Below are 22341 nucleotides of genomic sequence, written 5' to 3' on the forward strand. Positions count from 1 at the left end.
ATTCAGTTCATCACATGCAACAAACCTTCTCCCACTATCCTGATTTTTCTCACCCTACATATTTCCACATTTATGCAGTCATACTAAGAGCATTAAGAGGAGGATGGTACAGTGATCAATAATTTCATGATTATGATCTTGCCCGTCATGGTAATTTTCATTTCTTTAGCTGTTTTTTTCTTTTGGGTAAGCAGATCTAAGGAGCCGTATGCTACAGAGAATGAATACGATGGAGGAGGAGAAGAATGATCGATGATCCGGTAGTGCTAAGCCGATTATTAACATTTGTGACCCTGGCCTTTCATATTGTGATGGCTACCATTGGCGTAGGCCTGCCAATTTTTATATCCATTGCTGAACTGGTTGGAATCAAAAAAAAGGACCCCCATTACATATTGCTGGCACGCCGGTGGACGAGAGGATACACGATATTAGTAGCTGTTGGGGTCGTGACAGGAACAATCATCGGTTTTCAATTATCATTATTGTGGCCAAGCTTCATGCAGGCCGCAGGCCACGTCATTAGTCTCCCTTTATTTATGGAAACCTTCGCTTTCTTTTTTGAAGCTATATTTCTGGGAATTTATTTATATACGTGGGAGAGGTTCAAGAATCCTATATACCACTGGCTTTTATCCATTCCCATCATTATTGGTTCATCGGCGTCTGCTTTTTTTATTACAAGTGTGAACGCTTTTATGAATACTCCTCAAGGATTTGATCTGGCAGAAGGTACAATTATGAACGTCCAGCCTTTAGTAGCTATGTTTAACCCTGCTATGCCTTCTAAGGTTTCCCATGTACTCACCACCGCGTATTTAACCGGAGCTTTCTTGTTAGCTGCTATCGCAGCTTTTCATATCCTTCGAGGAAAGACACACATCTATTACAAAAAAGCTCTTCACTTAGCCATGATTGGATGTTTCGTATTCTCAATTGCCACTATTGTAAATGGAGACATTGGAGGAAAATTCCTCGCAGTTTATCAGCCTGAAAAGCTGGCTGCTGCGGAATGGCATTTTGAAACAGAGGATCGTGCCACCTTATTGTTAGGAGGAATTCTGGACCCTGATGAGCAGGAAGTAAAGTTTGGTATACGTATTCCTTACGCACTAAGCATCTTGGCGTTTAACCGGCCGACAGCTGAAGTTGTTGGGTTAAACGACTTTCCTGAAGAACTTTGGCCTCCTCTCTATATCCATTATTTCTTTAACCTAATGATAACAATTGGTATGTTTCTTGCTGCCGTGGCTTTTGCCTATTTAGTTTTTTACTACTTTAATCGGTTTAACTCGTTAAACAAGTGGTTGCTGCGAGCCATTATCATTTGTGCTCCTCTTTCTATTCTTTCTATTGAGTTTGGATGGATTATGACTGAAGTAGGCAGACAGCCATGGATTTTACGGGGGTATCTGACTGTGGCAGAAGCGGCTACTACCTCTGAACACGTTTTTGAAATGCTTCTTCTTTTTTCTTCTTTATATTTAGCCCTTGCTATATTACTGCCTATCATCCTGATCCGCTTGTTTAAAAAGAAGACCGTGGAATCAGAAATCGAAAATCAAAACATTATTTTATAGAAAAAGTAGGTGCTCGGTGTGATAGAAACAATCGGTATTTCCGTCTTGTGGGTGTTTTTATATGGATACCTGATTATCGGTTCGATAGATTTTGGAGCTGGGTTTTATTCCTACTATGCCAAGGTGACAAACAAAAAGCATACAATCAGGCAGGTGATTGACCGTTACCTTTCTCCTGTATGGGAAGTCACCAATGTATTCCTTGTATTTTTTATGATTGGTCTAGTCGGTTTTTTTCCGGCTTCAGCCTTTTACTTTGGAACGGCTCTACTTGTTCCAGGCAGCATTGCTTTAGTGCTTCTTGCTATCCGAGGGTCATTTTATGCGTTTGCAAACTATGGTGCCAGAGAAAGCAACGTATATTTATTTTTGTACGGTATCACCGGGCTTTTGATCCCAGCAGCTTTATCAACTGTCCTAACCATTTCAGAAGGTGGATTTATCACAGTGGACGATTCAATTGTCCAGCTGCTTCTAGGTGAACTGTTTGTAAGTCCGTATTCATGGATTGTCGTTATGCTTGCGATTGTCAGTGTGCTTTTTATCAGTGCCTCATTTTTAACCTATTACGCCAACGTAGCGAAAGATAAGGATGCCTTTGAACTCATGAGGAAATTTTCTTTAATTTGGGGAGGACCTACCATTTTTTTGAGCTTTTTAGTGTTTTTAACCTTAAGCACCCATAATCCTGAGCATTTTCAGGCTATGGTGGAGGAAGGGTGGCTGTTTGTATTATCTTTGCTGGCATTTTTAGCAGCGATCCTCTGTATATATAAAAGAAAATTTATGGGGATTGCTTTTCTCTTAGTTTGTTTCCAATATGGATTTGCATTTTTTGGTTATGGATACACTCATCTTCCCTACATTCTCTACCCGCATATTACCATTTATGAAAATGTTACCAGTCCGGAAATGGGCATATCCCTTATTCTTGCTTTCCTTGCAGGTCTTCTTCTCCTCGTACCTTCTTTGTTTCTCTTAATGAGACTGTTTATCTTCAATGCTGAATACGCACGGGGCAGATAACAGCAATGTTTTCACACGCTTATGGCAGGAGGTTATTATATGAATGAAAATACAGAACAGGGAAAGAAAACGACAGATCAAGAAAAAGTCCTGGTTATTGTCTGCTTTGTAATTGCCGGGATCATGCTATTATCATTTATCAGCCGTTTCTTTCATTAACCTTACACACTGGGCATAAAAAGAGAACGAGGGTTATCACCTCGTTCTCTTTTTTTAGTCTATTTTTATTGTCCATCCGTAAGGATCTTCAAGCTTGCCCGTTTGAATACTTGTTAACGTATCATATAAGGATTTAGATAATTCGCCTGTCTGTCTGTGGTTAATCACCATCGCTTTGTCTTCCCAATGAAGCTCACCAATTGGCGAGATTACAGCTGCCGTCCCAGTACCAAACGCTTCCTCCAGGGTTCCTTCCTCATAAGCCTGGTGGATTTCTTCCATGGTGATCTTTCTTTCACTTACAGGTATTTCCCAATCTTTCAGCATCTCAATGATAGAAGTTCTGGTAATCCCTTCTAAAATACTGCCGTTGAGCTCGGGAGTAATAACTTCACCCTTGATTTTAAAGAAAACGTTCATGCTGCCTACTTCTTCAATATATTTCTTTTCAACGCCATCAAGCCAAAGAACTTGAGCGTGCCCCTTTTCTGTTGCCCTTTCCTGAGCTTTGTAGGCCGCTGAATAATTCCCGGCTGTTTTCGCCGTTCCTGTGCCGCCCCTAACTGCTCTTGTGTATTCAGATTCTACGTTAATGCTGACTGGATGTATCCCTTCCGGGTAGTAGGAACCTACCGGGGATAAAATAATCATTAATGTGTACGAATAGGATGGCGCGACCGCTAAGTTTGGTTCAGTTGCAATAATGAAAGGGCGAATGTATAAGGATGTACCTTCCGCTGCCGGTACCCAGTCCTTTTCAAGGCTGATCAGCTGCTTTAAGTACTCCAACATCAGTTCTTCATTGACAGGAGGAATACTCATCCTGTCACTAGAACGGTTTAAGCGTTCAAAGTTCTTTTTCGGGCGGAACAGCAGGATTTGATTATCAGCCCCCCGATAAGCTTTAAGGCCTTCAAACACGGTTTGTCCGTAATGAAGGATCATCGCTGCCGGGTCAAGAGACACAGGTTCATAAGGGACGATTTGTGGACTATGCCACCCTTTATCTCTCGAAAATTCCATGGTAAGCATATGGTCGGTAAAAACTTTTCCGAAGCTCAATTGTTCAGGATCCGGCTTTGCTTTCTTATGTGGGTTTTGGGTAATATCTAAAATCGGTTCGGACATGACTTCCACTCCTCGGTATTATGTTGTCAATGAGTAACAGTATATCAAAGCAAGCAGGAAGTGCCCTGCTGGTTAATTGAAATCATCTTCCTTTTGTATCCATTTTGTACTTTCATGGTAAGGTCTTCTTTTCCCTTCAGGGTTCTTTTTTTGAGGATATCCGATGTAAAGAAAACCCAGGATATCACCATTTTCAGAAAGACCAAAAAGCTTTTTCATTTTTGAATGGTAGCATGGCTTTCCTGTCCTCCAGAACCCTCCCAGCCCTAAAGCATGGGCAGCTAAAAGCATATTTTGAGTGGCAGCAAATACAGCACCGTACTCTTCCACTTGAATCGCTTTTGGATTATCGCTAGGTTCAACAGCGACTGCTATTACTACAGGGGCTCTGAAGGGCTTTTCTTTTGTTTTCTCAAGCTTTTTTACATTTTCCTCTGAAGAAGGTTCATCCATTCCCTCTTTTGCAATGTCTGCCAGCACTTCTCCTAAAGGCTTTCTCCCCTCCCCTGTCATGACAAAGAACTTCCACGGCTCGGTCTGGTGATGACTCGGGGCCCAGGTTCCTGCTTCAAGTATTTGTTCAATGAGGCTCTCAGGTACAGGCTCCTGTGAAACCAGACCTGTGCTTCTTCTTGTTTTAATTGCTTCAAGTACATCCATTACGTTTCCCTCCCATATAAAGTTTAATTTAACCCGTCTTCTTATCTGCCAAAACCTTGCTTAAAAGAATGGACAATCCAGCACATTATACCTATTCTTAGTATGTAAGGAGCTGAGAATTATGCGCGTACATAAAGGGTGGCTGATCCTGTTTCTAATCGTACTCAGTGTGTTTGCCTGCTTAGGATTTGGGCGTTTTTCATTTGGAGCCATTCTTCCATTTATGAGAGAAGGCCTTCACTTTGATTACCGTGAAACCGGGTTCATTGCCTCATCCATCTTTCTAGGATACTTACTTTCAGTTACTAGTGTCGGTTATTTTGTCATTCGATTTCAAGCCAAACGAGTCATTATAGTTTCCTTGCTTCTTATTGGTTTAGCAATGATTGTTACTGCAAATGCTTCATCCTTTGTTCAAGCTTACATTGGCTGCTTTTTCATTGGGGTAGGAAGCGGTGGAGCATATGTCCCGTCCCTCGGCTTAATCGGCCAATGGTTTTCCCCTAAGATGCGTGGAATGGTAATGGGGATTGTCATGGCCGGAGCAGGCTTTGGTATTGTATTCAGCGGAATAGTAGTTCCAGTTATCGTTGAAATTGCTGACGGTTCAGGATGGCGGCTCAGCTGGTATATCTTATCCACCACAGTAATTATAATCGCCGTTTTGCATGCTCTTTTTCTACGAAATACTCCGTCTGATATCAACCTGAGCCCTATAGCTTCCAGAAAAGAAAAGAAGAACCCGGCGGATCGTGAGGGAGCTGAGGAAGTATTAAAAACGGATACTGTGTATCGCAATAAGACTTTATGGTTTATTGGCATACTCTATTTTTTGTGGGGAATTGCCTACTTAATTTTTTCTACCTTCCTCGTTGATTACCTTATTGTCGACAGAGGGTTTACCAGCAGCCAGGCTGGACTGTTTTTTGCTGCAGCCGGAGCAGCCAGTATAGTCAGCGGCTTTATTTGGGGCTCCGTCTCTGACAAAATTGGGAGAATGCCGGCTCTTGCTTTCGTTTATTTTATCCAGTTTTTTATGCTGGTGTTTTTGAGCATTTCCACCCACAGCGGGCTTATTTTGGTACAGGTTCTTTTATACGGAATAACGCTCTGGGGTGTACCAACAATAATGAACGCAAGCGCGGGAGATTATGTCAGAGTGAAATTTGTGCCGGTAGCTATGGGATTTATTACTTTGCTATTCAGCATAGGCCAGCTTATTTCTCCAATTATTACAGGCTTTCTTATTGACTTTACTCAGTCTTACTTAAGTGCTTTCCTGCTCTCAGCAGTTCTTACGTTCATAGCCGGTGCCGGGGCTGTCTATCTCCAGGCTTCTCAAAGAAAACAGTGGAAAGAAACAGCTCCTCCCTTCTGAACATACACGCTTTTCTACAAACAACCGGAAGAATCATCCGGCTTCTACTCAAAGGGAGCCGGATTTTTTCACCTGTTACAAAGAACCTCCCTTTATAGACGGTACCAGTCCTTCTTTGGCAGCTCTTCCTAATAAAGCTCTTACAGCAGCATACCCTTCTTCTCCTAAGTCTTCAGTAAACTTGTTTACATATAAGTCAATGTGCTGTTTTGCTACTTCAGCAGACATTTCCTGAGCATGCTCCATAACATATGCATCAGACTCAGCAGGATTGGACCAGGCATACTGTACCGATTTTCTGATCCATTTTGTTACGTCATCCACGTTAAGGGAACGACGGGCAATAATCGCTCCTAAAGGTATTGGCAGTCCTGTATCCTTTTCCCACCACTCTCCTAAGTCTGCCATCAAGGATAAATTGTAGTGTTGATATGTAAACCTGGCTTCATGTATCACAAGCCCAGCATCAATTTTCCCGTCTCGGACTGCTGGCATAATTTCATTGAAAGGAAGGACCACAATTTCTCCCAATCCATCTGGGACGTTTTGCGCGGCCCATAAACGAAATAGCAAATAAGCTGTCGATCTCTCACTGGGAACAGCAACTTTTTTTCCAGAAAGGGAAGCGGGGTTTTCACTTTGGTCTTTCAACAAAACGAGAGGCCCACACCCTCTTCCCAGAGCACCTCCGCAAGGAATCAGATTGTAATCGTCTAATACCCATGGGAGGGCTCCATAGGAAATCTTCATAATCTCAGGCCCTTCATTATTCATAGCCCACTGGTTTGTTTTATCAATATCAGCGTATGTAACATTAAGCTTTGGTGCCTCAGGAAGTAATCCATGAGCCCAGGCATGAAATACAAATGTATCATTTGGACACGGTGAGTATGCAATATTCATTTTAAAAAAGCCTCCTTTAAAACTGCGCCAGCTGTCTCTAAGGAAGAGAGCGCTCCTTTTATATCCCAGGCCTCTCTGTTTCTTGGCCCAACTTCATTAGAAATAGAGCGGATTTCAAGAATTGGTATGCCCCTTTGCGCGGCAGCAGTAGCTGCCCCGAACCCTTCCATTGCTTCAGCTGCAGCATTGGAATAACGTCTCCTCAGTACCTCTTCTTTCTGTTTCGTTCCCGTAACGGTCGCAGAAGTTAAAACAGCACCCCGGTATACTGGAACCTGCCTATGGTTAAAGCAAAGGGCAAGGTCTTCCGATATAGCACGATCGGCTTCTATGGAAGAAGTACCAAGGCCTAAGTCATCAAGGCTTAAAAACGTATCCTCGGTTTCCGCCCCCATATCGGAAGCTATTAACTCTGTCGCTACAACAATAGACCGGACCGGCGCTCTCCCTTTAAAGCCGCCTGCAATACCCATCACTACTACATAATCATATGGGTGGGCGGCAATAGCTGCCGCAGTACTTGCCGCTGCGGCCATAGGGCCGACCCCTCCTGAGATGACGGTAAATTTTCCGGTATTTTGAAGCCCTCGTTTTACTGCCTCTTTTTCAGCCTCTACAGAGGTAACGATAAGAACATGCTTATCTTCTATCCTTGATTGATTCTTTTGTTGTTTCTGTTTCATAAAGCGACCTCCACTGGCAGCCTATTAGGTAAGTATTTTTCCCATTCAATCATACCATGTCTTTGAGCTGGTCTCTAATTCCTGAATCAGTTTCTTACCCGTTCCATCGTTAATTGTTAACCTTTTAAATTTAAAGGTTAACATTATTTAACTTATCTTGTATGATAGGAAGAAAAGGCAGGTGAAACTATGAGGCAAAGGACAAAGTCACCTCTCTATCAAACTATCAATAATGAGTTAGAAGACATAGCAAAACAGTCACTAACAAGAAGTCTTGTTTCTCATAAACCGTTAGAAAAGGGGTGGATACGAAGAAATGGTAAACTGATGCTTAACTTTTCGTCTAATGACTATTTAGGGTTAGCCGGCCATGATGAAGTAAAACAAGGTGCTTTACAAGCCATTCATGATTATGGAGCCAGTGCTTCCTCCTCTCGTCTCATCGTGGGCAGCCACCCACTTTATGAAGAAACTGAACAAGCTATTACATCATGGAAGCAACGTGATTCTGCTTTAATTGTACATAACGGCTACACTGCAAATGTAGGGGCTATATCTGCGCTTGCTTCCAGAAATGCCGTTGTCTACAGTGACAAGTTAAATCACGCTAGTATCATTGACGGCATTGTTTTAAGCAGAGCAAAGAAAAGACGTTATAACCACAATGACATGAACCATCTTGAAAGCCTTTTAAAAAAAGACAAAGATATAGAAAACAAGATTATTATTACAGACAGCCTTTTCAGCATGGATGGTGATTTTGCCCCGTTAGAGGACATAGTTACGTTAAAAAAACATTACGGAGCATTTTTAATTGTTGATGAAGCACACAGCAGCGGTATATACGGACCTTTTGGCCGGGGTTACTCCTACCAGCAAAAGGTGGAGGAAGAAATCGACCTGTTTGTAGGGACTTGCGGAAAAGCCTTAGGTTCTTTCGGGGCATATGTGGTGGCGGACCAGACTGTGATTCAGTACCTGGTAAATAAAATGAGAAGTTTTATTTTTTCTACCGGTCTCCCGCCTGCTGTTCTTGGAGCTATTCAGGCTTCTATCACTCTGGTGCAGAATGATGAAGAAAGACGAAGGAACCTGCTTCGTAAAAGCAAGATGGTACGAAGCATACTAACTGACGCAGGCTTTAATACCTGTTTATCTGCTTCCCATATTGTCCCTATCCTGACAGGAGACAATGAAACCACGCTCACCTTTAGTTCTTTGCTTATGGAAGAAGGAATATCTGCTGTTGCTATCCGACCTCCTACCGTTCCCCCTGGGGAAGCAAGAATACGTTTAAGCACTATGGCTGTTCACAGTGATGAAGATTTGGTACGCGCATGCCAGGTCATAAAAAGAATTGGAAAAGAACTCGGGGTGATAACATGAGTTCAGCTTTTATCTTTTTAACAGGATGGGCTATGAACGAGACCATTTGGGAGCCTCTTCTCCCTTTCCTGCCGAAAACGGTCCATACAGAGCACCTTTCCTGGTTTCATCTTTCCTCTGTCAATGATATTGACCAGAGAGTTGAATATACACTGCAACAATTTGACTCTGTTACTCTTGTTGCTTGGTCATTAGGCTCAATTGCAGCCCTCGAGGCAGCTTCAAAGAAAGTTGGGAATATAGAAAACATGTATCTTTTTAGCGCAACACCCCGCTTCACAAAAGATTCTGCAGCCAATGTTTCTTATGGATGGAGCAATCGCTCGGTTGAAAAAATGAGAGACAGTCTAACAGCAAATGCAGACACTGTCCTTGAGTCCTTTCACCGGAAAATGTTTTCAAGAGCCGATAAAAAAAAGCATTCCTTAGATTCCTTTTTCAAGCAGCAAACTCAACGAAACAAGCCTCTAACGGATTTGAAGATCGGACTTGATTATTTACTTGAAAAAGATGTAAGAGAAAAGCTTCACTGCATACATGTTCCCGTACACATTATCCATGGAAAATACGACAGGATTATACCAATTGAAGCTGCCATCAACCTGGCAGGTCATTTACCTGATGGTACATTTCACGAATTAGAGTGCGGCCACTTACCTTTTTTCTCATTACCAGAGACGTCAGCTAAGATTATTACTTGTACCAGTGAGGTCGTGTCATGATAAATAAAACACTTGTAAAAAAAAGATTTTCCGACAAAGCAGCAACCTATAATGACCATGCAATCGTACAAAGAAAGATGGCCAATCATCTTCTTGATTATTGTGAGAACCAACTGGAAAAACAACCTCTTTCCATTTTAGAAATTGGCTCTGGGACAGGCACCATGACAAAAAAGCTTGCAAATTTGTATCCTGACGCCTCAATTGATGCTGTCGATCTGGCTCCAGGAATGGTTGAGACAGCAAAAAGGTATGTTACCAATGATAATGTTTCCTTTCATTGTGCAGATTTTGAAGCGTTCACTATTGAAAACACCTATGACTTAGTTATTTCGAATGCCGCTTTTCAATGGTTCAATTACCTTCCGGAAACTCTCGTTAAAACGTGCAGGCATGTAAATGAGGGAGGCTTATTTCTTTTTTCCACCTTCGGCTCCTCTACCTTTTGTGAACTGAATCAAGCTGTGAAATGGGCAGTTGAACGACTTTCTTATACCAAAAGAGTGAAGGTCAGCCAGGATTTTTATTCATTACAGGATCTCTTTGCTATGTTAGAGGCCGGTATAGATAAAGAACATTTCTCCTTCCACGGAACAGAAGAAAGGCACGTTGAGCTTTTTCCTGATGTAAAAGCGTTTTTGAAAAGTGTAAAAGAAATCGGTGCATCAAACAGCAACAACCACCATTACAGTCAATCCATTTCTTTGTTTAAAGAAATGATTGAGACATACAATGACAATTTCCTAACTGAGGATCAAAGAATTCCAGCTACCTATCATTCTCTTTACCTTTATGTGACAAGGGACCTTTAAAGCCTTGAAACCAATTTTTATACCTTTATTGTCAACCAAATATATATTCAAGTTTACATTTAGGGAGGGAACGTCAGTGAATGGTTTTTTTGTAACAGGGACAGACACAGAAGTAGGAAAAACAATTGTTACCTGTCTTCTTTATCAATTACTGCGTGAAAGAGGGTTTAATGTTGTGCCTTTTAAGCCAATACAAACGGGTACGATTTCCCAGGATGGAGGACACTCTCTTGCTCCTGACGTGGAGATGTATAAAAAATCAGGTGTTAGAGAGGCGAGCAGCAATCTTTCAGCCTATCTTTTTGAACCACCCTGTTCTCCTCATCTTGCCAGCAGGCTAGCCGGTACAACAATCGATTTCCCAGTCATTTTTGAGACGATGAGACATCTTTCTCGTAAATACAACTCAATTCTTATGGAAGGAGCAGGCGGCCTGTCGGTCCCTATAAATGAACAGAAAGACATGGCCGATTTAGCCAAAGAAGCGGGATTACCTCTTCTCATTGTGGCTCGTCCTAATTTAGGGACCATAAACCATACCCTGCAGACAATCTCTTATGCAAAATCCAAAGGCCTGACGATAGCGGGGGTTATATTCTCCAATGTCCCTGCTGAAAAAACTTTTATAGAAGAAGAAAACATTCGATACATTCAGCAGTTTGCCCCGGTGCTGGGATCGATCCCGGAAGTCCGCGAGATAGAAGAAAAAATAGGCTCTGCCGATTTACTTGCAACACTGGCCCCTTTTATTGAAACAGAAAAATTAGTAAACATACTGAGAGGTGAAAACAATTGGTTAACCCAGACAAACTAATTGAGATAAGCAAGGAATATTTGTGGCTTCCTTTTACCCAAATGAAAGATTACGAGCAGGATCCATTAATCATTAAAGATGGAGAAGGTGTAAAGCTAACAGATATATACGGAAAAGAATACTACGACGGATACTCTTCCCTATGGGTTAATGTTCATGGTCATAAGAAACAGGAAATTGATCAGGCCATTAAAGATCAGCTTGATTCCATTGCCCACTCTACCCTGCTAGGTGCCTCGAACGTTCCTGCAACATTACTGGCAGAAAAATTAATAGCTCTCTCTCCTACTAATTTAAAAAGGGTGTTTTATTCCGACAGCGGAGCAGAAGCTATTGAAATTGCTTTAAAGATGGCCTTTCAATATTGGTACAACCAGGGGAATGGCAAGAAAACTAAATTTGTAACTTTTACTAACGGTTATCATGGCGATACAGTGGGTGCAATTAGTGTAGGGGCTGTGGACCTTTTTCACAAAATATATAATCCATTGATGTTTAACAGCTTGAAGGTGCCCTTTCCTGATGTATATCGTCATCCTAGCGGAAATGCTGGCGAAGCGATGAAGGATTCCCTGCAGGCTCTCAGGGATACTTTCGAAAACCATCATAAAGAAATTGCCGGCCTCATCATGGAATCGAAAATTCAAGGAGCAGGCGGCATGAAAGTTATGCCTGAAGGTTTCTATAAGGAAGTGGAACGCCTTTGCCGGGAATATAACGTGTTATTGATTGTTGATGAGGTAGCCACAGGCTTTGGCAGAACAGGGAAAATGTTTGCTGTAGAGCACGAGAACATCAAGCCTGACATTATGACGGTTGCAAAAGGAATAACCGGGGGCTACCTTCCAATTGCCGCAACCTTAACAACAGAAAAAGTTCATCAGGCTTTTTATGATGATTACACGAAATTAAAGACCCTTTTTCATGGTCATTCTTATACTGGAAACCAGCTTGGCTGTGCCGCAGCTCTGGCTAACTTAGAACTGTTTGAAAAAGAAAACATCGTGGATAGTGTGCAGAGAAAAGCAGGGGTGTTATCAGAAACATTACAACCTATAGAACAGCTCCCTCATGCAGGGGATGTACGTCAACTTGGCTTTATGGTGGGAATTGAACTAGTAAAGGACAAACAAACGAAAGAATCTTTTCCTTTTGAAGACAGAATAGCTTATCAAACAACATTAACGATGAGAAAAAATGGCATGCTGTCTCGTCCTCTTGGTGACACGCTGATCTTTATGCCGCCTCTTTGTGCATCGGAACAAGAAATAAAAGAAATGACAGGAATCATACACCAATCTATCGAAGAAACTATATTTAATAAGTCAGAAATGAGTTGAGTTCATATATAAGTGTTCACATCTCTTCGGCTTCATTGTGGTATTTATCTTGCCAAAAGAAGACTTTGGCATGCTCAACTAAAAAGAAGGGATGGTGTTCAAAAGTAAAGCTTTTGAACACCATCCCTTCTTAAATTATAATGAATAATCCTTAGTTAGTGTTTACTTTTTCAATCTCTCTCTTCCATTTGGATAAGCTATCAATCATTTCAAGAAAGTGGTGGTTAAATGGATATGCAGATGCTACTGTTTCTAACTCTTTTTCATTTAATCCTTTTATTTCCCGTTCCAGCTCATTTAAATTATCAATTGAACAATTTAATAATTTAATTACATCCTCCACGAACTGTCACCTCTCTCAATCTATAGTGTGAATATAAGGAAAGTGAGTTCATAAGTAATTTCTACCTGTCATTCTTCTGGGGGGGCAATGTTCATTTCCTCTGGCCTTTTACTCGACCCGCCTTTACTCTAACTCTATCAAATCATCACCCTCATTGATAAAATCACCTTCTTGCTTAAGTAGCTTCTTAACCACTCCGTCTTTACCAGCAGCAATAGGGATTTCCATTTTCATTGATTCTAAAATGGCAACCTCTTCTCCTGCTTTGACTTGATCCCCTTCCCCGACTAATACCTTCCACAAGTTCCCTGCCATATCTGCTTTAATGCTGCTCATAACAATCCTCCCTGCCTATGTAAAGGCTTTCATTATTTTGGAATCTAGTCTCACTTTGTACTCTCCTCTTATGACTGCAGACTGAACAATCGTTCAGGTTGGTGGTAAATAAAAACCATTTCTTACATGTACAAGGAGATATTATCTTTACTCACTATATCATAATATTAAGAAAATTTCATTATCAAAATTGGGAAATATCTGAAATCAAAACAGGCACTACTAGTTCTCTCCCGTCATAAAGGGGTTGTCCCATAGTGACGCTGCAATTTTTTCAATGCTGATAAAGCTTTTGGGACATGGGACAGCCCGCTATCCTATTGTTTAAACCAATTTATGCAGCAATAAATTAACCTGCATCTTTGTATACTCTTCCAAGGTACACGTTTTTCGAAGAGCCCACCGTCTGAAGGTCCACATTTGCCCGCTGACAATAATGTTATGAGCAAGGAGCCAGCACTCTTTATCGGAAAGGGCAATCCCGCCTGCTTCCCTAACATTTAATATCGTTTCTTCAATAATTTTTGTTAACTCCTCGTCCTTTTTAAGAACATAAGGAAGAGCATTTTTGGGGAGGGATTTTGTTTCCTGGTACATCACCAGAACCTCGTCCTGCATTTCATCCATCACTTTAAATAAAGAAGAAATAACCTCTTCTAGTGAATCAATGCCATTTCCGCCTTTCGTCAAACTGGCTTCAAGGCGATCACGTACTTCTTCAAAGATTGAATCACATACTAGATATAAAATATCTTCTTTTCTTCCTATGTATTCATAAAGTGTCCCAATACTAAAGCCTGCTTCCTTGGCAATCTCTCTTGTTGTAATTCTGTCAAAACCTTTCTTTTTCAGTAACACGACAGCCGCATTAACCATTTGTTCTCTTCTTCGCTTAACAAGGTGCTGATCTTTTACAATAGATGGAACCAGGTTTTTCTCCATCTCTTTCACCTCTCTCTACGTTCTTATACAAAAAGATTTTCATAACATTCGCCCTTTTTCATTTACTTACTTTATCACTTGTGTCTAAAAATTACGAGCAGAGGTTATTAATTTTTTGGGCTCTGTTAAAGGCGATTGTTAATTCTTTTTAGTTATTTGATTGTAAATAAAGAGTATTTGGCGCGAATACATAGCGATCAAGCAGCCAGAGTTCATTTTCCTCTTCAAAAAAGAGACTGTCAGCAAAATTACTTTTGTGACAGTCTCTCTTTGAACACTCTGATTAGTGATTTTTGATATAGAATTTATTTTGAAAATACGTGATTGCCGATTGTTTTTGTCTCTTCTCTTGTTGCATTCCATAAGTTTGTTGCTGTTTGAGGATTGTAGAAGAATAAAGAACCATGCCCTTGCCCACTATTGTTCAACGCCTCTTCTACTGCTCTCTCTGCAGTGTCTGTAGGGACCTGGTTAATTGATCCGTTTTGAACAGGCGTAAATTGTCCTTGCTCATGAATGACACCTTGAATAGTATTTGGAAACTGAGAGCTTTCTACGCGATTAAGTACCACTTCAGCCACAGCTACTTGACCTTCATATGGCTCACCAGTTGCTTCAGCTGTAACTAACTGGGATAACAAACGCTTATCCTCCTCACTCGCAGTACCGCTATATTCATTCGCTGATGGGCTATGATCCTGTTCATTGTCAGTCGAAGGAATTTGCAAGGATTCACCAACGTGGATCATGCTCTCACTTTTATTATTCGTATTCTTAATTTCCTCGACACTTACATCATGATTGTTTGCAATGGACCAGAGCGTATCACCGCTTTGCACTGTATGCGAACTTGATGCCTCCGTTTCGTTTGCACCAAAGATTATAACAGCCATAGACACAGAAAGAGCTCCTACCCACTTACGCATTAAATAAAACCTCCAATAAATGTAATGATGTAATGTAACACGATGCTTATCTTAACAATCAGTACTCATCTCTTCAACAAGGAAGCAAAAGATAGAGCACACTGGAAAAGAAGAATAGGATAAAGTGGTAAATGGCTCAACGATTCGTTGGAGGCCGCCGCTAGTACGCGATGGAAGAATCTTAAGCCTGTCTTATAGAGCAGAAACAAAATATTTTTACCAGAGTTAAAAAAAAAAAACACTCTCTTTTTAATTTTAGAGAGTGCTTTTTTAGACCTTTTTATTTTGTTAGTGAAAATTTATTAATTGTTTTCTGCATGTCTTCAGAAACTTGTCTTAAATTCTCAGCTGAAGCATTGATTTCCTCCATTGAAGCGCTTTGCTCTTCTGTAGCTGCAGCTACTTGCTCCACCTCTTGTGCGGTGTGGCTGACGCCCTCTTCTGCTTTTTGAATACTTTCTAAAGATTTGCCAGTCTTCCCTACAACCTCTCTTAGTAAGGAGGTTACTTTGTTTACATGCGTATTTATCAACGTCACAGCCTCTTCTATACTGTTGAATTCTTTACCCGTGTGAACGGTGGTTGTCTGGCACTCTTCCACATGTTTATTGTTTACTTCGATAGCCTTGACTGAGTTTTCAACCCCTGCCTGAATATCGCCGATTAATGCCCTGATTTCCTTAGCCGAATCGCTGGACTGTTCTGCTAATTTCCTCACTTCATCAGCTACCACAGCAAATCCTTTTCCTTGTTCACCTGCTCTTGCCGCTTCAATGGCTGCGTTTAATGCCAAGAGATTTGTTTGATCTGCTATATCAGTAATAATAGTAATAATATAATTAATTTGAGCGGATTTATCTTTCAGTTGTTCCATCTCTTTACTTGTAGAAATAGCCGTCTCCTGGAGGGTTTTCATTTGTTCTACAAGGGTTCTCACCATTTCTTTTCCCGTTTCTGTGTTGGCGTTAGCACTTGTATTTGACTGCCGGACAGCTGTCATTTCTCTATTCAGCTGGTCAATGGTATTACTAATTTCATTCATAATTCCAGAATTTGTTCTGCTGGCCACTATTTGTTCTCCGGCATAATCACTTACCTCCTGTATCGAGGAGGAGATCAATTCTGAGGCACGCGTGTTTTCATTTGTCGCAGCATTAAGCTCCTGTGCCATTGCTGAAACTTGTTCACCTGCTTCATTAACATTTTTGATAATAGAGCGTATAGACTGTTTCATCATGTTTACTTGCGTTCCAAGAGAACCTATTTCATCCCTTCTTGTTATTCTTAGCTCTTTTCTGCTCAATACTCCATTTGCTATTTCCGTAAGCTCTTTTTCTATTTCTTTTACAGGCCTGGAGATACGGTTTGCAAAATAAAAAATGATTCCTCCACCAACAAGTGTAGAAATAACAACCGTCAGCAATAAAGCATGCAGAACTCCCTGAGCTCCTCCATTATAATCAACATAATAGGAGCCTGCTGCAACCACCCATCCCCACTCTTCATCAAGACTGGAATAAATAATTTTAGGAGCAGATTGCTCCGGATTATCAGGGAGCGGCCAGTCATAAGAGACAAACCCGCCGCCGGTGGCGGCCTCTTCAATAACATTTTGAATAAAAAAGGAGCCATCTTCTCCTTGTTCCCCCCAAATGTTATCCCCCTCTAACAATGGGTGGGCAAGCAGTGTCCCGTCCCTGTCTATTATGTAAAAATAACCATGTTCCCCAAGGTCAATTTGTTCTGTGATCATGCGGCTCCCATCTTCCTGCAACACTCCGACCAGACTTTCCTTTACCATCTCCTGTGCCTCCTCTGAAGACAGTCCGCCGGCTTCCACATCCCTTTGCATACTATTAATTAATTCCATGGCAAGATTAACATTGTTTTCTAAATTGACCTCGCCTGCTTGTGTAAGTTCAGCTTCTGCGGTTTTGTAACTTACCCACCCTAAAATACTCATGGGAACAATTAATGTAACCAAACACAGGAATAGCAGCCTTCCTTTCAATCCCATTATTCTCTCTCCTTCAAAAAATATAGAATTTTCTAACTCCTTATATTTTTTATCGTCTTCTCTTTCTAAAAGTTGAAGGCGTTTACAATAAATAATGGGAGAGGTAATAGCAAGGAAAGATGAAGTTTAGTGAAGTAGAAGAAATCGAACGCCCGCCGGAGGAGAAAAATTGTAAGCCAGAAGTGACAAAAAACACCTCATTTCTGGCTTTTCCTATAGGCTCTGTTAAAGGTGAATGTTTTTCACAAGTCACTTTATTATAGATAAACGTGTAAGACCCCTTCGGGAGAGGATGAGCCGCAAGCTTTACTAAAAAATAAAGTGGGAGACAAATAAATATATAAGTGCAACTGTCAGGTTGGGAACAGAAGCAGCTGCATGTACTTTCGCCGCTTCCCTTCTATCTTTTTTTACTCCGTACTCGGAAAAGAAGGATTCTTTGTTATCCTGCAATACCGAATCTAAATAAACGAATAAAGCCAGGAACAAGCTCATAACACCCAAGGAGCCTGATATATATATAAGGAAGTACCAACTGCCAGTGATCAGACTAAGAGTAAAAACGACAACCGCGGACAAAGACGCTATCATAAAGCTCAGTTTCATAACACACCTCCCTTGGATATGTTATTCTCTCTTGTCTGTATTCTTCCTTCTCACTTAGAAGATTCTAATTCATACAAAAAAACGCTTAATCTCAATAAAGGATTAAGCGTTTATTTCTAGGAGCCAGCTTTTACATCTACTAACCTTGTGTATTTTGTGTTGTCGTATTGTTTTATATTAATGACAAAACAAACAAGAGCCAGAATAGACAGGAGCAGAAACCCAAGCATATAGGTACCTGTTACGTCTTGGACGATTCCAAGCAGGATTGGCGGGAAAAAACCCCCAAGTCCTCCTGCCGCCCCGACAATTCCAGTTACCGCACCCGTTGATTTCGGGAACTTCTCTGGTACGAGTTTAAAGATCGCTCCGTTTCCTATCCCGCACATGAGGGCAATCAGCAAGCAGGCAGCCGTCATTAAAGCCATGTTTTCCAAGCCAAAAGTAAGTACTAATCCTCCTAATGTAATCCCTATAAATACAACCGTTATTGCTTTTCCAGCTCCAATTTTATCGCCTGCATACCCCCCAAAAGGCCGAACAAGAGTCGCTAAAATTACAAAACCAGCTGCTCTGGCCCCTGCATCGACAGCGCTAAGATCGTGGAGAGACATTAATAACGTCGGCAGATAAATACCAAAAGCTACAAATGCACCAAACGTTACGAAATAAAACAAAGAAAAAATAATACTGTCTTTATGCTTTAATACCGAAAGTGTCCCTGCTAATGTTTTCTTTTCAGCTGGCTTTGGGGTTTCCGGAGTCCAGTACCAAATCATGAAGGCCATCATAACGATGGGAATAACCAGTATCCAAAAAGCCCACTGCACACCGTACACCACAGCGATGGTAGGCAAAGCGGCCCCGGCAAGAGCCGTTCCTATATTTCCCATTCCATTTATCCCTAATGCCGTTCCCTGCTTTTCTGTTGGAGTCCACTTTGCTACAAAGGTGATGGAAACTGCAAAACAAGCCCCCGACATACCTAAAAAGAACGCCCAAATTAACAAAGAGTAGTATGAATCAGCAAAACCAATGCCTATCAAGGGAATAACGGTAAAAATCAACAAAGCAGTGAAAACCTTTCTGCCCCCATGCTGGTCAGTTAGAATTCCAAGCGGCACTCTCATAACAGACCCTAAGAGCACGGGGATTGCTACTAAGACACTGGTCTGCGTTGCCGTTAACCCGTAAATCGTCTCAAATTGATTCGCTAAGGGCGATAAAGAAGCCCAAACAGTAAACGAGAAAACCATTGCAAGAGTTGTCAGTAATAATATTCTTCTGCTTATTTTCTGTTGTTCTTCCATACACTCTCACCCCAATACCATAGAAACTTTTTGTTGTATATAAAATACATATTTAAAATAAAATCCCGACAAATTTTATTTTATCGTTCCTTAAGATGGATTTGGGTGATGATGTTATAAAACCTAACATAGAAATTTAACAATGAGGAGGAGGGACGTGTATCATTGCTTCTTCCCTTAAAACTGGCTGTACAGTATTTTAGTTCCTCTCTCCGCTCTTTTTCTCCTTATTTGTCAATATTATTCACCTTAAAACCTTTATAAATAATGCTTGATAGAACAAAATACGAATACTTCATTAAAATGTAAACGGGGTATATTCATGAAAACATTAAGCAAAAAAGCACTATTTATATATAATCCACAATCAGGAAAGAAAAAGAGACACAACGCCTTTCCTTTTATTGTTGAAAGATTGACCCAATTAGGATACCAGCTTATAATTCACCAGTTAACTGACTTTCAAAAAATTGAACATCCCATTAAAGAAGCCTGCCAAAAGAAATGGGATGCGATATTTATTGCTGGTGGTGACGGGACAGTTAACAGCTCTCTTCAAACCCTGGCAACAGAACAGCATAGGCCTGTTATCGCCGTTATCCCTCTAGGAACCAGCAACGAATTTGCAAAATATATTGGTATGCCTTCACAAATGGAGGAGGTATTCCAAGTCATCAGAAATGGACAGACAAAGGCGATTGACATAGGCAAATTCGGTGATAAGTATTTCGCTAATATCGCTTCAGCTGGCTGGCTTTCTGATATCACTTATAAAACTCCGTCTTATCTGAAAGCTCACATTGGAGAATGGGCATATGTATTTTGTTTCTTAAAAACCTTTATTATGTCTAAACAATCCTACCCCATCTCAATTAATCTTCCTTCGCAAGAACTGCTCTCAGACCTTTCATTATTTTTAATCATGAACGGAAATGGGGTGGGACCCTTTGAGCGCTTGATAAAAAGTAATAAAAACAGGGATGCCCACTTTCATCTCCTGACTTGTAAAGCAAGCAGCCGTGCGGCTTTACTGCTCGTTCTTCTTTGTGAGCTTTTACAGGTCCCTAATAAAGCGACCATTATTCAGCATACGACCATTCAAGCTGGCTCCTTTACAATCCCCCAACAAATCAGCCTGAACTTGGATGGGGATGAACATCGAGTAAAGGATTTTCAGTTTACGGTTTTACCTCGTCATCTTCAAGTGTTCACTTCAGTTGGATAATGATGCTTTTCAGCCTTTTTATAAAGGCTGTTTTTTTTACATAATTTGTTTCTGTTGTTCCAAACTAAATATGACTTACAATCTGGTCTCTTCCCTTTTATTAGAGGTTGTGGGAATCTTTACTTCATTATCTTTACGTAAGCAGCCATCCTGAAGTCCCTTCCTCAAAGTCCCCGATTTTAAGGGGAAGGTATAATCACTGGAGGTCACTCGTTAATAACATAGACAGCGCAACATGTAATTTTCCATCTTGAAGAAAATTATATTAATAAAAAGGATGATCGTAATGAATCCCCACAGAGTTTCATCAAAAAAAGTAATTATGATAATGCTTGATACATTGATGGATAAACCTTTTCAAAAAGCGTTGCAAGAAGAGAACCTTCCTGCTTTTTCATTCTTTATGGAAACAGCCAACTATTATCCAGACATTGTGGCTCCCTATCCTACCATGTCAGTAAACGTAGAGAGCACCTTGCTGACTGGTCATTATTCAAACCATCATCATGTACCAGCTTTAGCCTGGTACAGCGTTGCTGAAAATAGAATCATTAACTATGGAACCCATATTATGGAGTTGATGAAACTAGGACTTACGAGGAGCATGTACGATGTCTTATACCACCTTAATAATTCCCACTTAAATGAAAGAGTAAAAACCATACATGAAGAACTTCACGAACAGGGACAATCATCCGCTTCCATAAATCCTCTCGTACACCGGGGAAAAACTTCTCAAACTATTACTATTCCTTCTCTCATCCGTTTTTTTGTAGCATTTGAGAAAAAAATCACTACAAACGCCGCCTCTACTTTTGTTTATGGACGACTTGCCCAGCTCAGCCCTTTAAGAAAGTACGGGAGGATCTGGAGTAAATACGGATTTAATAATAATTTTTCTGTACAGGAGTTTTCTCATTTGATTGAAAATGAGACCTTGCCTTCTTTTTCCATAGTTTATTTACCTGACCATGATAAAAATGTACACAAACATGGCCCGATGGACATACAAGGAATTAAAGACATGGATAAACAGCTTGAAACTATTTTAAACACCTTTCCCTCCTGGGAAGAGGCTTTAGAAAGCGCGGTTTGGATTTTAATTGGCGATAACGGACAATCTCATGTAAATGAAGACAGTAAAACAGCGTTAGTAGACTTACGGAAACTGTTGTCTCCCTTAAAAATCACTAAGCTAAGAAATGGAGTCAGGAAGGAAGACCAAGTGGTACTTGCTCCCAACTTGAGGTCCTGCTTTATTTATACTTTATCTCCTTCTGAGGTTCCCCTTTCTCTACTTGTTGAGAAGCTCCAAAAGGATACAAGAATAGAAATGATTGCCTGGAAAAAAGGTGAATGGATTGAAGTGACTGCTGGAGGTAATAATAAAAACTGTCAATTTAAGTATGAAGGGCCCTGGGTTGATGAATACAATCAAACATGGGAAATCGAGGGCGATTATTCCCTGTTAGATTTACACCTACATGAGAATGCAGTTTCCTTTGGCCGGTTTCCAGATGCTTTGGCACGCTTATATAGCGCTCTTCATTCCCATAATGGAGAGTTTATTGCAGCCTCTGTGAAGCCAGGCTATGAATTCATCAGTGAAAGTACTCCTTCCCATGCAGGAGGAGCAAGCCACGGGGGATTCCATTCGAACGATTCACTTATTCCGATGATGGTTGCAGGGACTGATACAGCACCTGAATTTCGGCGCATCGTTGATTTAAAAAAGTGGATTCTCCAACTCATACAACCACAGGTTCCCCGTTCATAAATAAACTTACTATAGGAGGTATGACAAATTGCTTAAAGCCCTGCTTTATATAAAAGACTTGATGAGCGAATTTCTACACTCAATTTTCGCGTTCGAGTACGAGCATCTTTTTGAAGACGAGCTGACGACAGACATGATCAAAGAAGCAGCAAAAAGAAAGTAACATTCTGCAGTCGGTGCCTGGCACCCATAGAGGATGTAACATAATTGTAATAAAAAAAGCGGCTTTTTTCGCCGCTTTTTTTATTTCTACTCTGGCTTTTGGTAA

24 protein-coding genes and 1 pseudogene are annotated in these 22341 nt (G+C 40.8%); 13 read left to right on the forward strand and 12 right to left on the reverse strand.

Going from position 1 to position 22341, the window contains the following annotated elements; all coding sequences use genetic code 11:
* Nucleotides 1-111 precede the first annotated feature (111 nt).
* From cydS to CEF17_RS13555, 3 genes are read left to right on the forward strand one after another with little or no spacing between them, the layout of a single operon-like run.
* Nucleotides 112-249: a cytochrome bd oxidase small subunit CydS family protein gene (cydS, locus tag CEF17_RS20080; protein WP_157843041.1), complete on the forward strand. Its 138-nt coding sequence runs from the start codon at nt 112-114 to the stop codon at nt 247-249.
* The gene (locus tag CEF17_RS13550) at nt 246-1580 is read left to right on the forward strand and encodes a cytochrome ubiquinol oxidase subunit I (protein ID WP_100399988.1); all 1335 of its coding nucleotides are present in this window, start codon (nt 246-248) and stop codon (nt 1578-1580) included. Before cydS ends, CEF17_RS13550 begins: the two co-directional genes overlap by 4 nt.
* 18 nt (nt 1581-1598) lie before the next feature.
* Nucleotides 1599-2606, forward strand: coding sequence for a cytochrome d ubiquinol oxidase subunit II (locus CEF17_RS13555; RefSeq protein ID WP_100399989.1), 1008 nt, complete (start codon nt 1599-1601; stop codon nt 2604-2606).
* 213 nt (nt 2607-2819) lie between these two features.
* On the opposite strand, the gene CEF17_RS13560 is transcribed toward CEF17_RS13555, so the two are convergent.
* Complete coding sequence (locus tag CEF17_RS13560; RefSeq protein ID WP_100399990.1) at nt 2820-3893, reverse strand: branched-chain amino acid aminotransferase; 1074 nt, start codon at nt 3891-3893, stop codon at nt 2820-2822.
* Nucleotides 3894-3965: 72 nt separating this feature from the next.
* Nucleotides 3966-4553 carry a nitroreductase family protein gene (locus CEF17_RS13565; protein ID WP_100399991.1) on the reverse strand — a complete coding sequence of 196 codons (588 nt, stop codon included), beginning with the start codon at nt 4551-4553 and terminating at the stop codon, nt 3966-3968.
* Nucleotides 4554-4674: 121 nt separating this feature from the next.
* Here CEF17_RS13565 and CEF17_RS13570 point away from each other — a divergent pair, with 121 nt between their 5' ends.
* Nucleotides 4675-5931, forward strand: coding sequence for an MFS transporter (locus tag CEF17_RS13570; protein WP_100399992.1), 1257 nt, complete (start codon nt 4675-4677; stop codon nt 5929-5931).
* A 75-nt stretch (nt 5932-6006) separates the two neighbouring features.
* Here the strand turns inward: CEF17_RS13570 and CEF17_RS13575 are convergent, their stop codons facing one another.
* Together CEF17_RS13575 and CEF17_RS13580 are read right to left on the reverse strand one after the other, a co-directional pair.
* Entirely contained in the window at nt 6007-6834 is an 828-nt protein-coding gene (locus tag CEF17_RS13575; RefSeq protein ID WP_100399993.1) for a 1,4-dihydroxy-6-naphthoate synthase, read from the reverse strand.
* Nucleotides 6831-7517, reverse strand: a complete 687-nt coding sequence (locus tag CEF17_RS13580; RefSeq protein ID WP_100399994.1) for a futalosine hydrolase — start codon at nt 7515-7517, stop codon at nt 6831-6833. The genes CEF17_RS13575 and CEF17_RS13580 overlap by 4 nt, the downstream gene beginning before the upstream one ends.
* 189 nt (nt 7518-7706) lie before the next feature.
* Here CEF17_RS13580 and bioF point away from each other — a divergent pair, with 189 nt between their 5' ends.
* From bioF to bioA, 5 genes are all read left to right on the forward strand, one after another.
* On the forward strand, nt 7707-8903 hold the full coding sequence (bioF, locus tag CEF17_RS13585) for an 8-amino-7-oxononanoate synthase (RefSeq protein ID WP_100399995.1): 1197 nt from the start codon (nt 7707-7709) through the stop codon (nt 8901-8903).
* A complete protein-coding gene (locus tag CEF17_RS13590) occupies nt 8900-9625 on the forward strand; it encodes an alpha/beta fold hydrolase (RefSeq protein WP_157843042.1) in 726 nt (241 codons plus the stop codon). Before bioF ends, CEF17_RS13590 begins: the two co-directional genes overlap by 4 nt.
* Entirely contained in the window at nt 9622-10437 is an 816-nt protein-coding gene (gene bioC, locus CEF17_RS13595) for a malonyl-ACP O-methyltransferase BioC (protein ID WP_100399997.1), read from the forward strand. The genes CEF17_RS13590 and bioC overlap by 4 nt, the downstream gene beginning before the upstream one ends.
* 76 nt (nt 10438-10513) lie before the next feature.
* On the forward strand, nt 10514-11251 hold the full coding sequence (gene bioD / locus CEF17_RS13600; RefSeq protein WP_157843043.1) for a dethiobiotin synthase: 738 nt from the start codon (nt 10514-10516) through the stop codon (nt 11249-11251).
* Nucleotides 11230-12591, forward strand: a complete 1362-nt coding sequence (gene bioA, locus CEF17_RS13605; RefSeq protein ID WP_100399999.1) for an adenosylmethionine--8-amino-7-oxononanoate transaminase — start codon at nt 11230-11232, stop codon at nt 12589-12591. Before bioD ends, bioA begins: the two co-directional genes overlap by 22 nt.
* Before the next feature lie 151 nt (nt 12592-12742).
* Here bioA and CEF17_RS13610 read toward each other — a convergent pair whose 3' ends face one another.
* The 6 genes and pseudogenes from CEF17_RS13610 to CEF17_RS21070 form a co-directional block, all read right to left on the reverse strand.
* Nucleotides 12743-12934, reverse strand: coding sequence for a hypothetical protein (locus CEF17_RS13610; protein ID WP_054636337.1), 192 nt, complete (start codon nt 12932-12934; stop codon nt 12743-12745).
* Between the two features lie 123 nt (nt 12935-13057).
* On the reverse strand, nt 13058-13270 hold the full coding sequence (locus CEF17_RS13615) for an acetyl-CoA carboxylase biotin carboxyl carrier protein subunit (protein WP_100400000.1): 213 nt from the start codon (nt 13268-13270) through the stop codon (nt 13058-13060).
* 324 nt (nt 13271-13594) lie between these two features.
* On the reverse strand, nt 13595-14212 hold the full coding sequence (locus CEF17_RS13620; protein WP_100400001.1) for a TetR/AcrR family transcriptional regulator: 618 nt from the start codon (nt 14210-14212) through the stop codon (nt 13595-13597).
* Nucleotides 14213-14517: 305 nt separating this feature from the next.
* Nucleotides 14518-15138, reverse strand: a complete 621-nt coding sequence (locus tag CEF17_RS13625; protein ID WP_100400002.1) for a cell wall hydrolase — start codon at nt 15136-15138, stop codon at nt 14518-14520.
* 280 nt (nt 15139-15418) lie between these two features.
* Nucleotides 15419-16012, reverse strand: a complete 594-nt coding sequence (locus CEF17_RS21065) for a methyl-accepting chemotaxis protein (protein WP_442857456.1) — start codon at nt 16010-16012, stop codon at nt 15419-15421.
* A 354-nt stretch (nt 16013-16366) separates the two neighbouring features.
* A pseudogene (locus tag CEF17_RS21070) lies at nt 16367-17155 on the reverse strand (cache domain-containing protein); the annotation flags it as partial.
* A gap of 119 nt (nt 17156-17274) precedes the next feature.
* On the opposite strand from CEF17_RS21070, the gene CEF17_RS20635 reads away from it, so the two are divergent.
* Nucleotides 17275-17418 (forward strand): hypothetical protein, encoded by a 144-nt coding sequence (locus CEF17_RS20635; RefSeq protein WP_232725510.1) that lies wholly within the window; start codon nt 17275-17277, stop codon nt 17416-17418.
* Between the two features lie 46 nt (nt 17419-17464).
* Here the strand turns inward: CEF17_RS20635 and CEF17_RS13635 are convergent, their stop codons facing one another.
* Both CEF17_RS13635 and CEF17_RS13640 read right to left on the reverse strand, forming a co-directional pair.
* Nucleotides 17465-17761: a hypothetical protein gene (locus CEF17_RS13635; protein WP_100400004.1), complete on the reverse strand. Its 297-nt coding sequence runs from the start codon at nt 17759-17761 to the stop codon at nt 17465-17467.
* A gap of 116 nt (nt 17762-17877) precedes the next feature.
* Nucleotides 17878-19071: an MFS transporter gene (locus tag CEF17_RS13640; RefSeq protein WP_100400005.1), complete on the reverse strand. Its 1194-nt coding sequence runs from the start codon at nt 19069-19071 to the stop codon at nt 17878-17880.
* Nucleotides 19072-19393: 322 nt separating this feature from the next.
* Between CEF17_RS13640 and CEF17_RS13645 the strand changes: the two genes are divergently transcribed.
* From CEF17_RS13645 to CEF17_RS20880, 3 genes are all read left to right on the forward strand, one after another.
* Nucleotides 19394-20296, forward strand: coding sequence for a diacylglycerol/lipid kinase family protein (locus CEF17_RS13645; RefSeq protein WP_100400006.1), 903 nt, complete (start codon nt 19394-19396; stop codon nt 20294-20296).
* A gap of 286 nt (nt 20297-20582) precedes the next feature.
* Nucleotides 20583-22073 (forward strand): alkaline phosphatase family protein, encoded by a 1491-nt coding sequence (locus CEF17_RS13650; protein ID WP_100400007.1) that lies wholly within the window; start codon nt 20583-20585, stop codon nt 22071-22073.
* 28 nt (nt 22074-22101) lie between these two features.
* On the forward strand, nt 22102-22236 hold the full coding sequence (locus CEF17_RS20880) for a hypothetical protein (protein WP_269799458.1): 135 nt from the start codon (nt 22102-22104) through the stop codon (nt 22234-22236).
* Nucleotides 22237-22341 lie beyond the last annotated feature (105 nt).

Origin of the sequence: Bacillus sp. FJAT-44742 (assembly GCF_002797315.1) — a bacterium.
In the GTDB taxonomy this organism is placed as follows: domain Bacteria; phylum Bacillota; class Bacilli; order Bacillales; family Marinococcaceae; genus Thalassorhabdus; species Thalassorhabdus alkalitolerans.

Bases quoted from the DNA above. Each gene is read 5' to 3' on its own strand.
- CEF17_RS13550 (WP_100399988.1), top strand. From the start codon at position 246: ATGATCGATGATCCGGTAGTGCTAAGCCGATTATTAACATTTGTGACC.
- CEF17_RS13560 (WP_100399990.1), bottom strand. From the start codon at position 3,893: ATGTCCGAACCGATTTTAGATATTACCCAAAACCCACATAAGAAAGCA.
- CEF17_RS13565 (WP_100399991.1), bottom strand. From the start codon at position 4,553: ATGGATGTACTTGAAGCAATTAAAACAAGAAGAAGCACAGGTCTGGTT.
- CEF17_RS13570 (WP_100399992.1), top strand. From the start codon at position 4,675: ATGCGCGTACATAAAGGGTGGCTGATCCTGTTTCTAATCGTACTCAGT.
- CEF17_RS13575 (WP_100399993.1), bottom strand. From the start codon at position 6,834: ATGAATATTGCATACTCACCGTGTCCAAATGATACATTTGTATTTCAT.
- CEF17_RS13580 (WP_100399994.1), bottom strand. From the start codon at position 7,517: ATGAAACAGAAACAACAAAAGAATCAATCAAGGATAGAAGATAAGCAT.
- bioF (WP_100399995.1), top strand. From the start codon at position 7,707: ATGAGGCAAAGGACAAAGTCACCTCTCTATCAAACTATCAATAATGAG.
- CEF17_RS13590 (WP_157843042.1), top strand. From the start codon at position 8,900: ATGAGTTCAGCTTTTATCTTTTTAACAGGATGGGCTATGAACGAGACC.
- bioC (WP_100399997.1), top strand. From the start codon at position 9,622: ATGATAAATAAAACACTTGTAAAAAAAAGATTTTCCGACAAAGCAGCA.
- CEF17_RS13615 (WP_100400000.1), bottom strand. From the start codon at position 13,270: ATGAGCAGCATTAAAGCAGATATGGCAGGGAACTTGTGGAAGGTATTA.
- CEF17_RS13620 (WP_100400001.1), bottom strand. From the start codon at position 14,212: ATGGAGAAAAACCTGGTTCCATCTATTGTAAAAGATCAGCACCTTGTT.
- CEF17_RS13625 (WP_100400002.1), bottom strand. From the start codon at position 15,138: ATGCGTAAGTGGGTAGGAGCTCTTTCTGTGTCTATGGCTGTTATAATC.
- CEF17_RS21065 (WP_442857456.1), bottom strand. From the start codon at position 16,012: ATGGAACAACTGAAAGATAAATCCGCTCAAATTAATTATATTATTACT.
- CEF17_RS20635 (WP_232725510.1), top strand. From the start codon at position 17,275: ATGAAGTTTAGTGAAGTAGAAGAAATCGAACGCCCGCCGGAGGAGAAA.
- CEF17_RS13635 (WP_100400004.1), bottom strand. From the start codon at position 17,761: ATGAAACTGAGCTTTATGATAGCGTCTTTGTCCGCGGTTGTCGTTTTT.
- CEF17_RS13640 (WP_100400005.1), bottom strand. From the start codon at position 19,071: ATGGAAGAACAACAGAAAATAAGCAGAAGAATATTATTACTGACAACT.
- CEF17_RS13645 (WP_100400006.1), top strand. From the start codon at position 19,394: ATGAAAACATTAAGCAAAAAAGCACTATTTATATATAATCCACAATCA.
- CEF17_RS13650 (WP_100400007.1), top strand. From the start codon at position 20,583: ATGAATCCCCACAGAGTTTCATCAAAAAAAGTAATTATGATAATGCTT.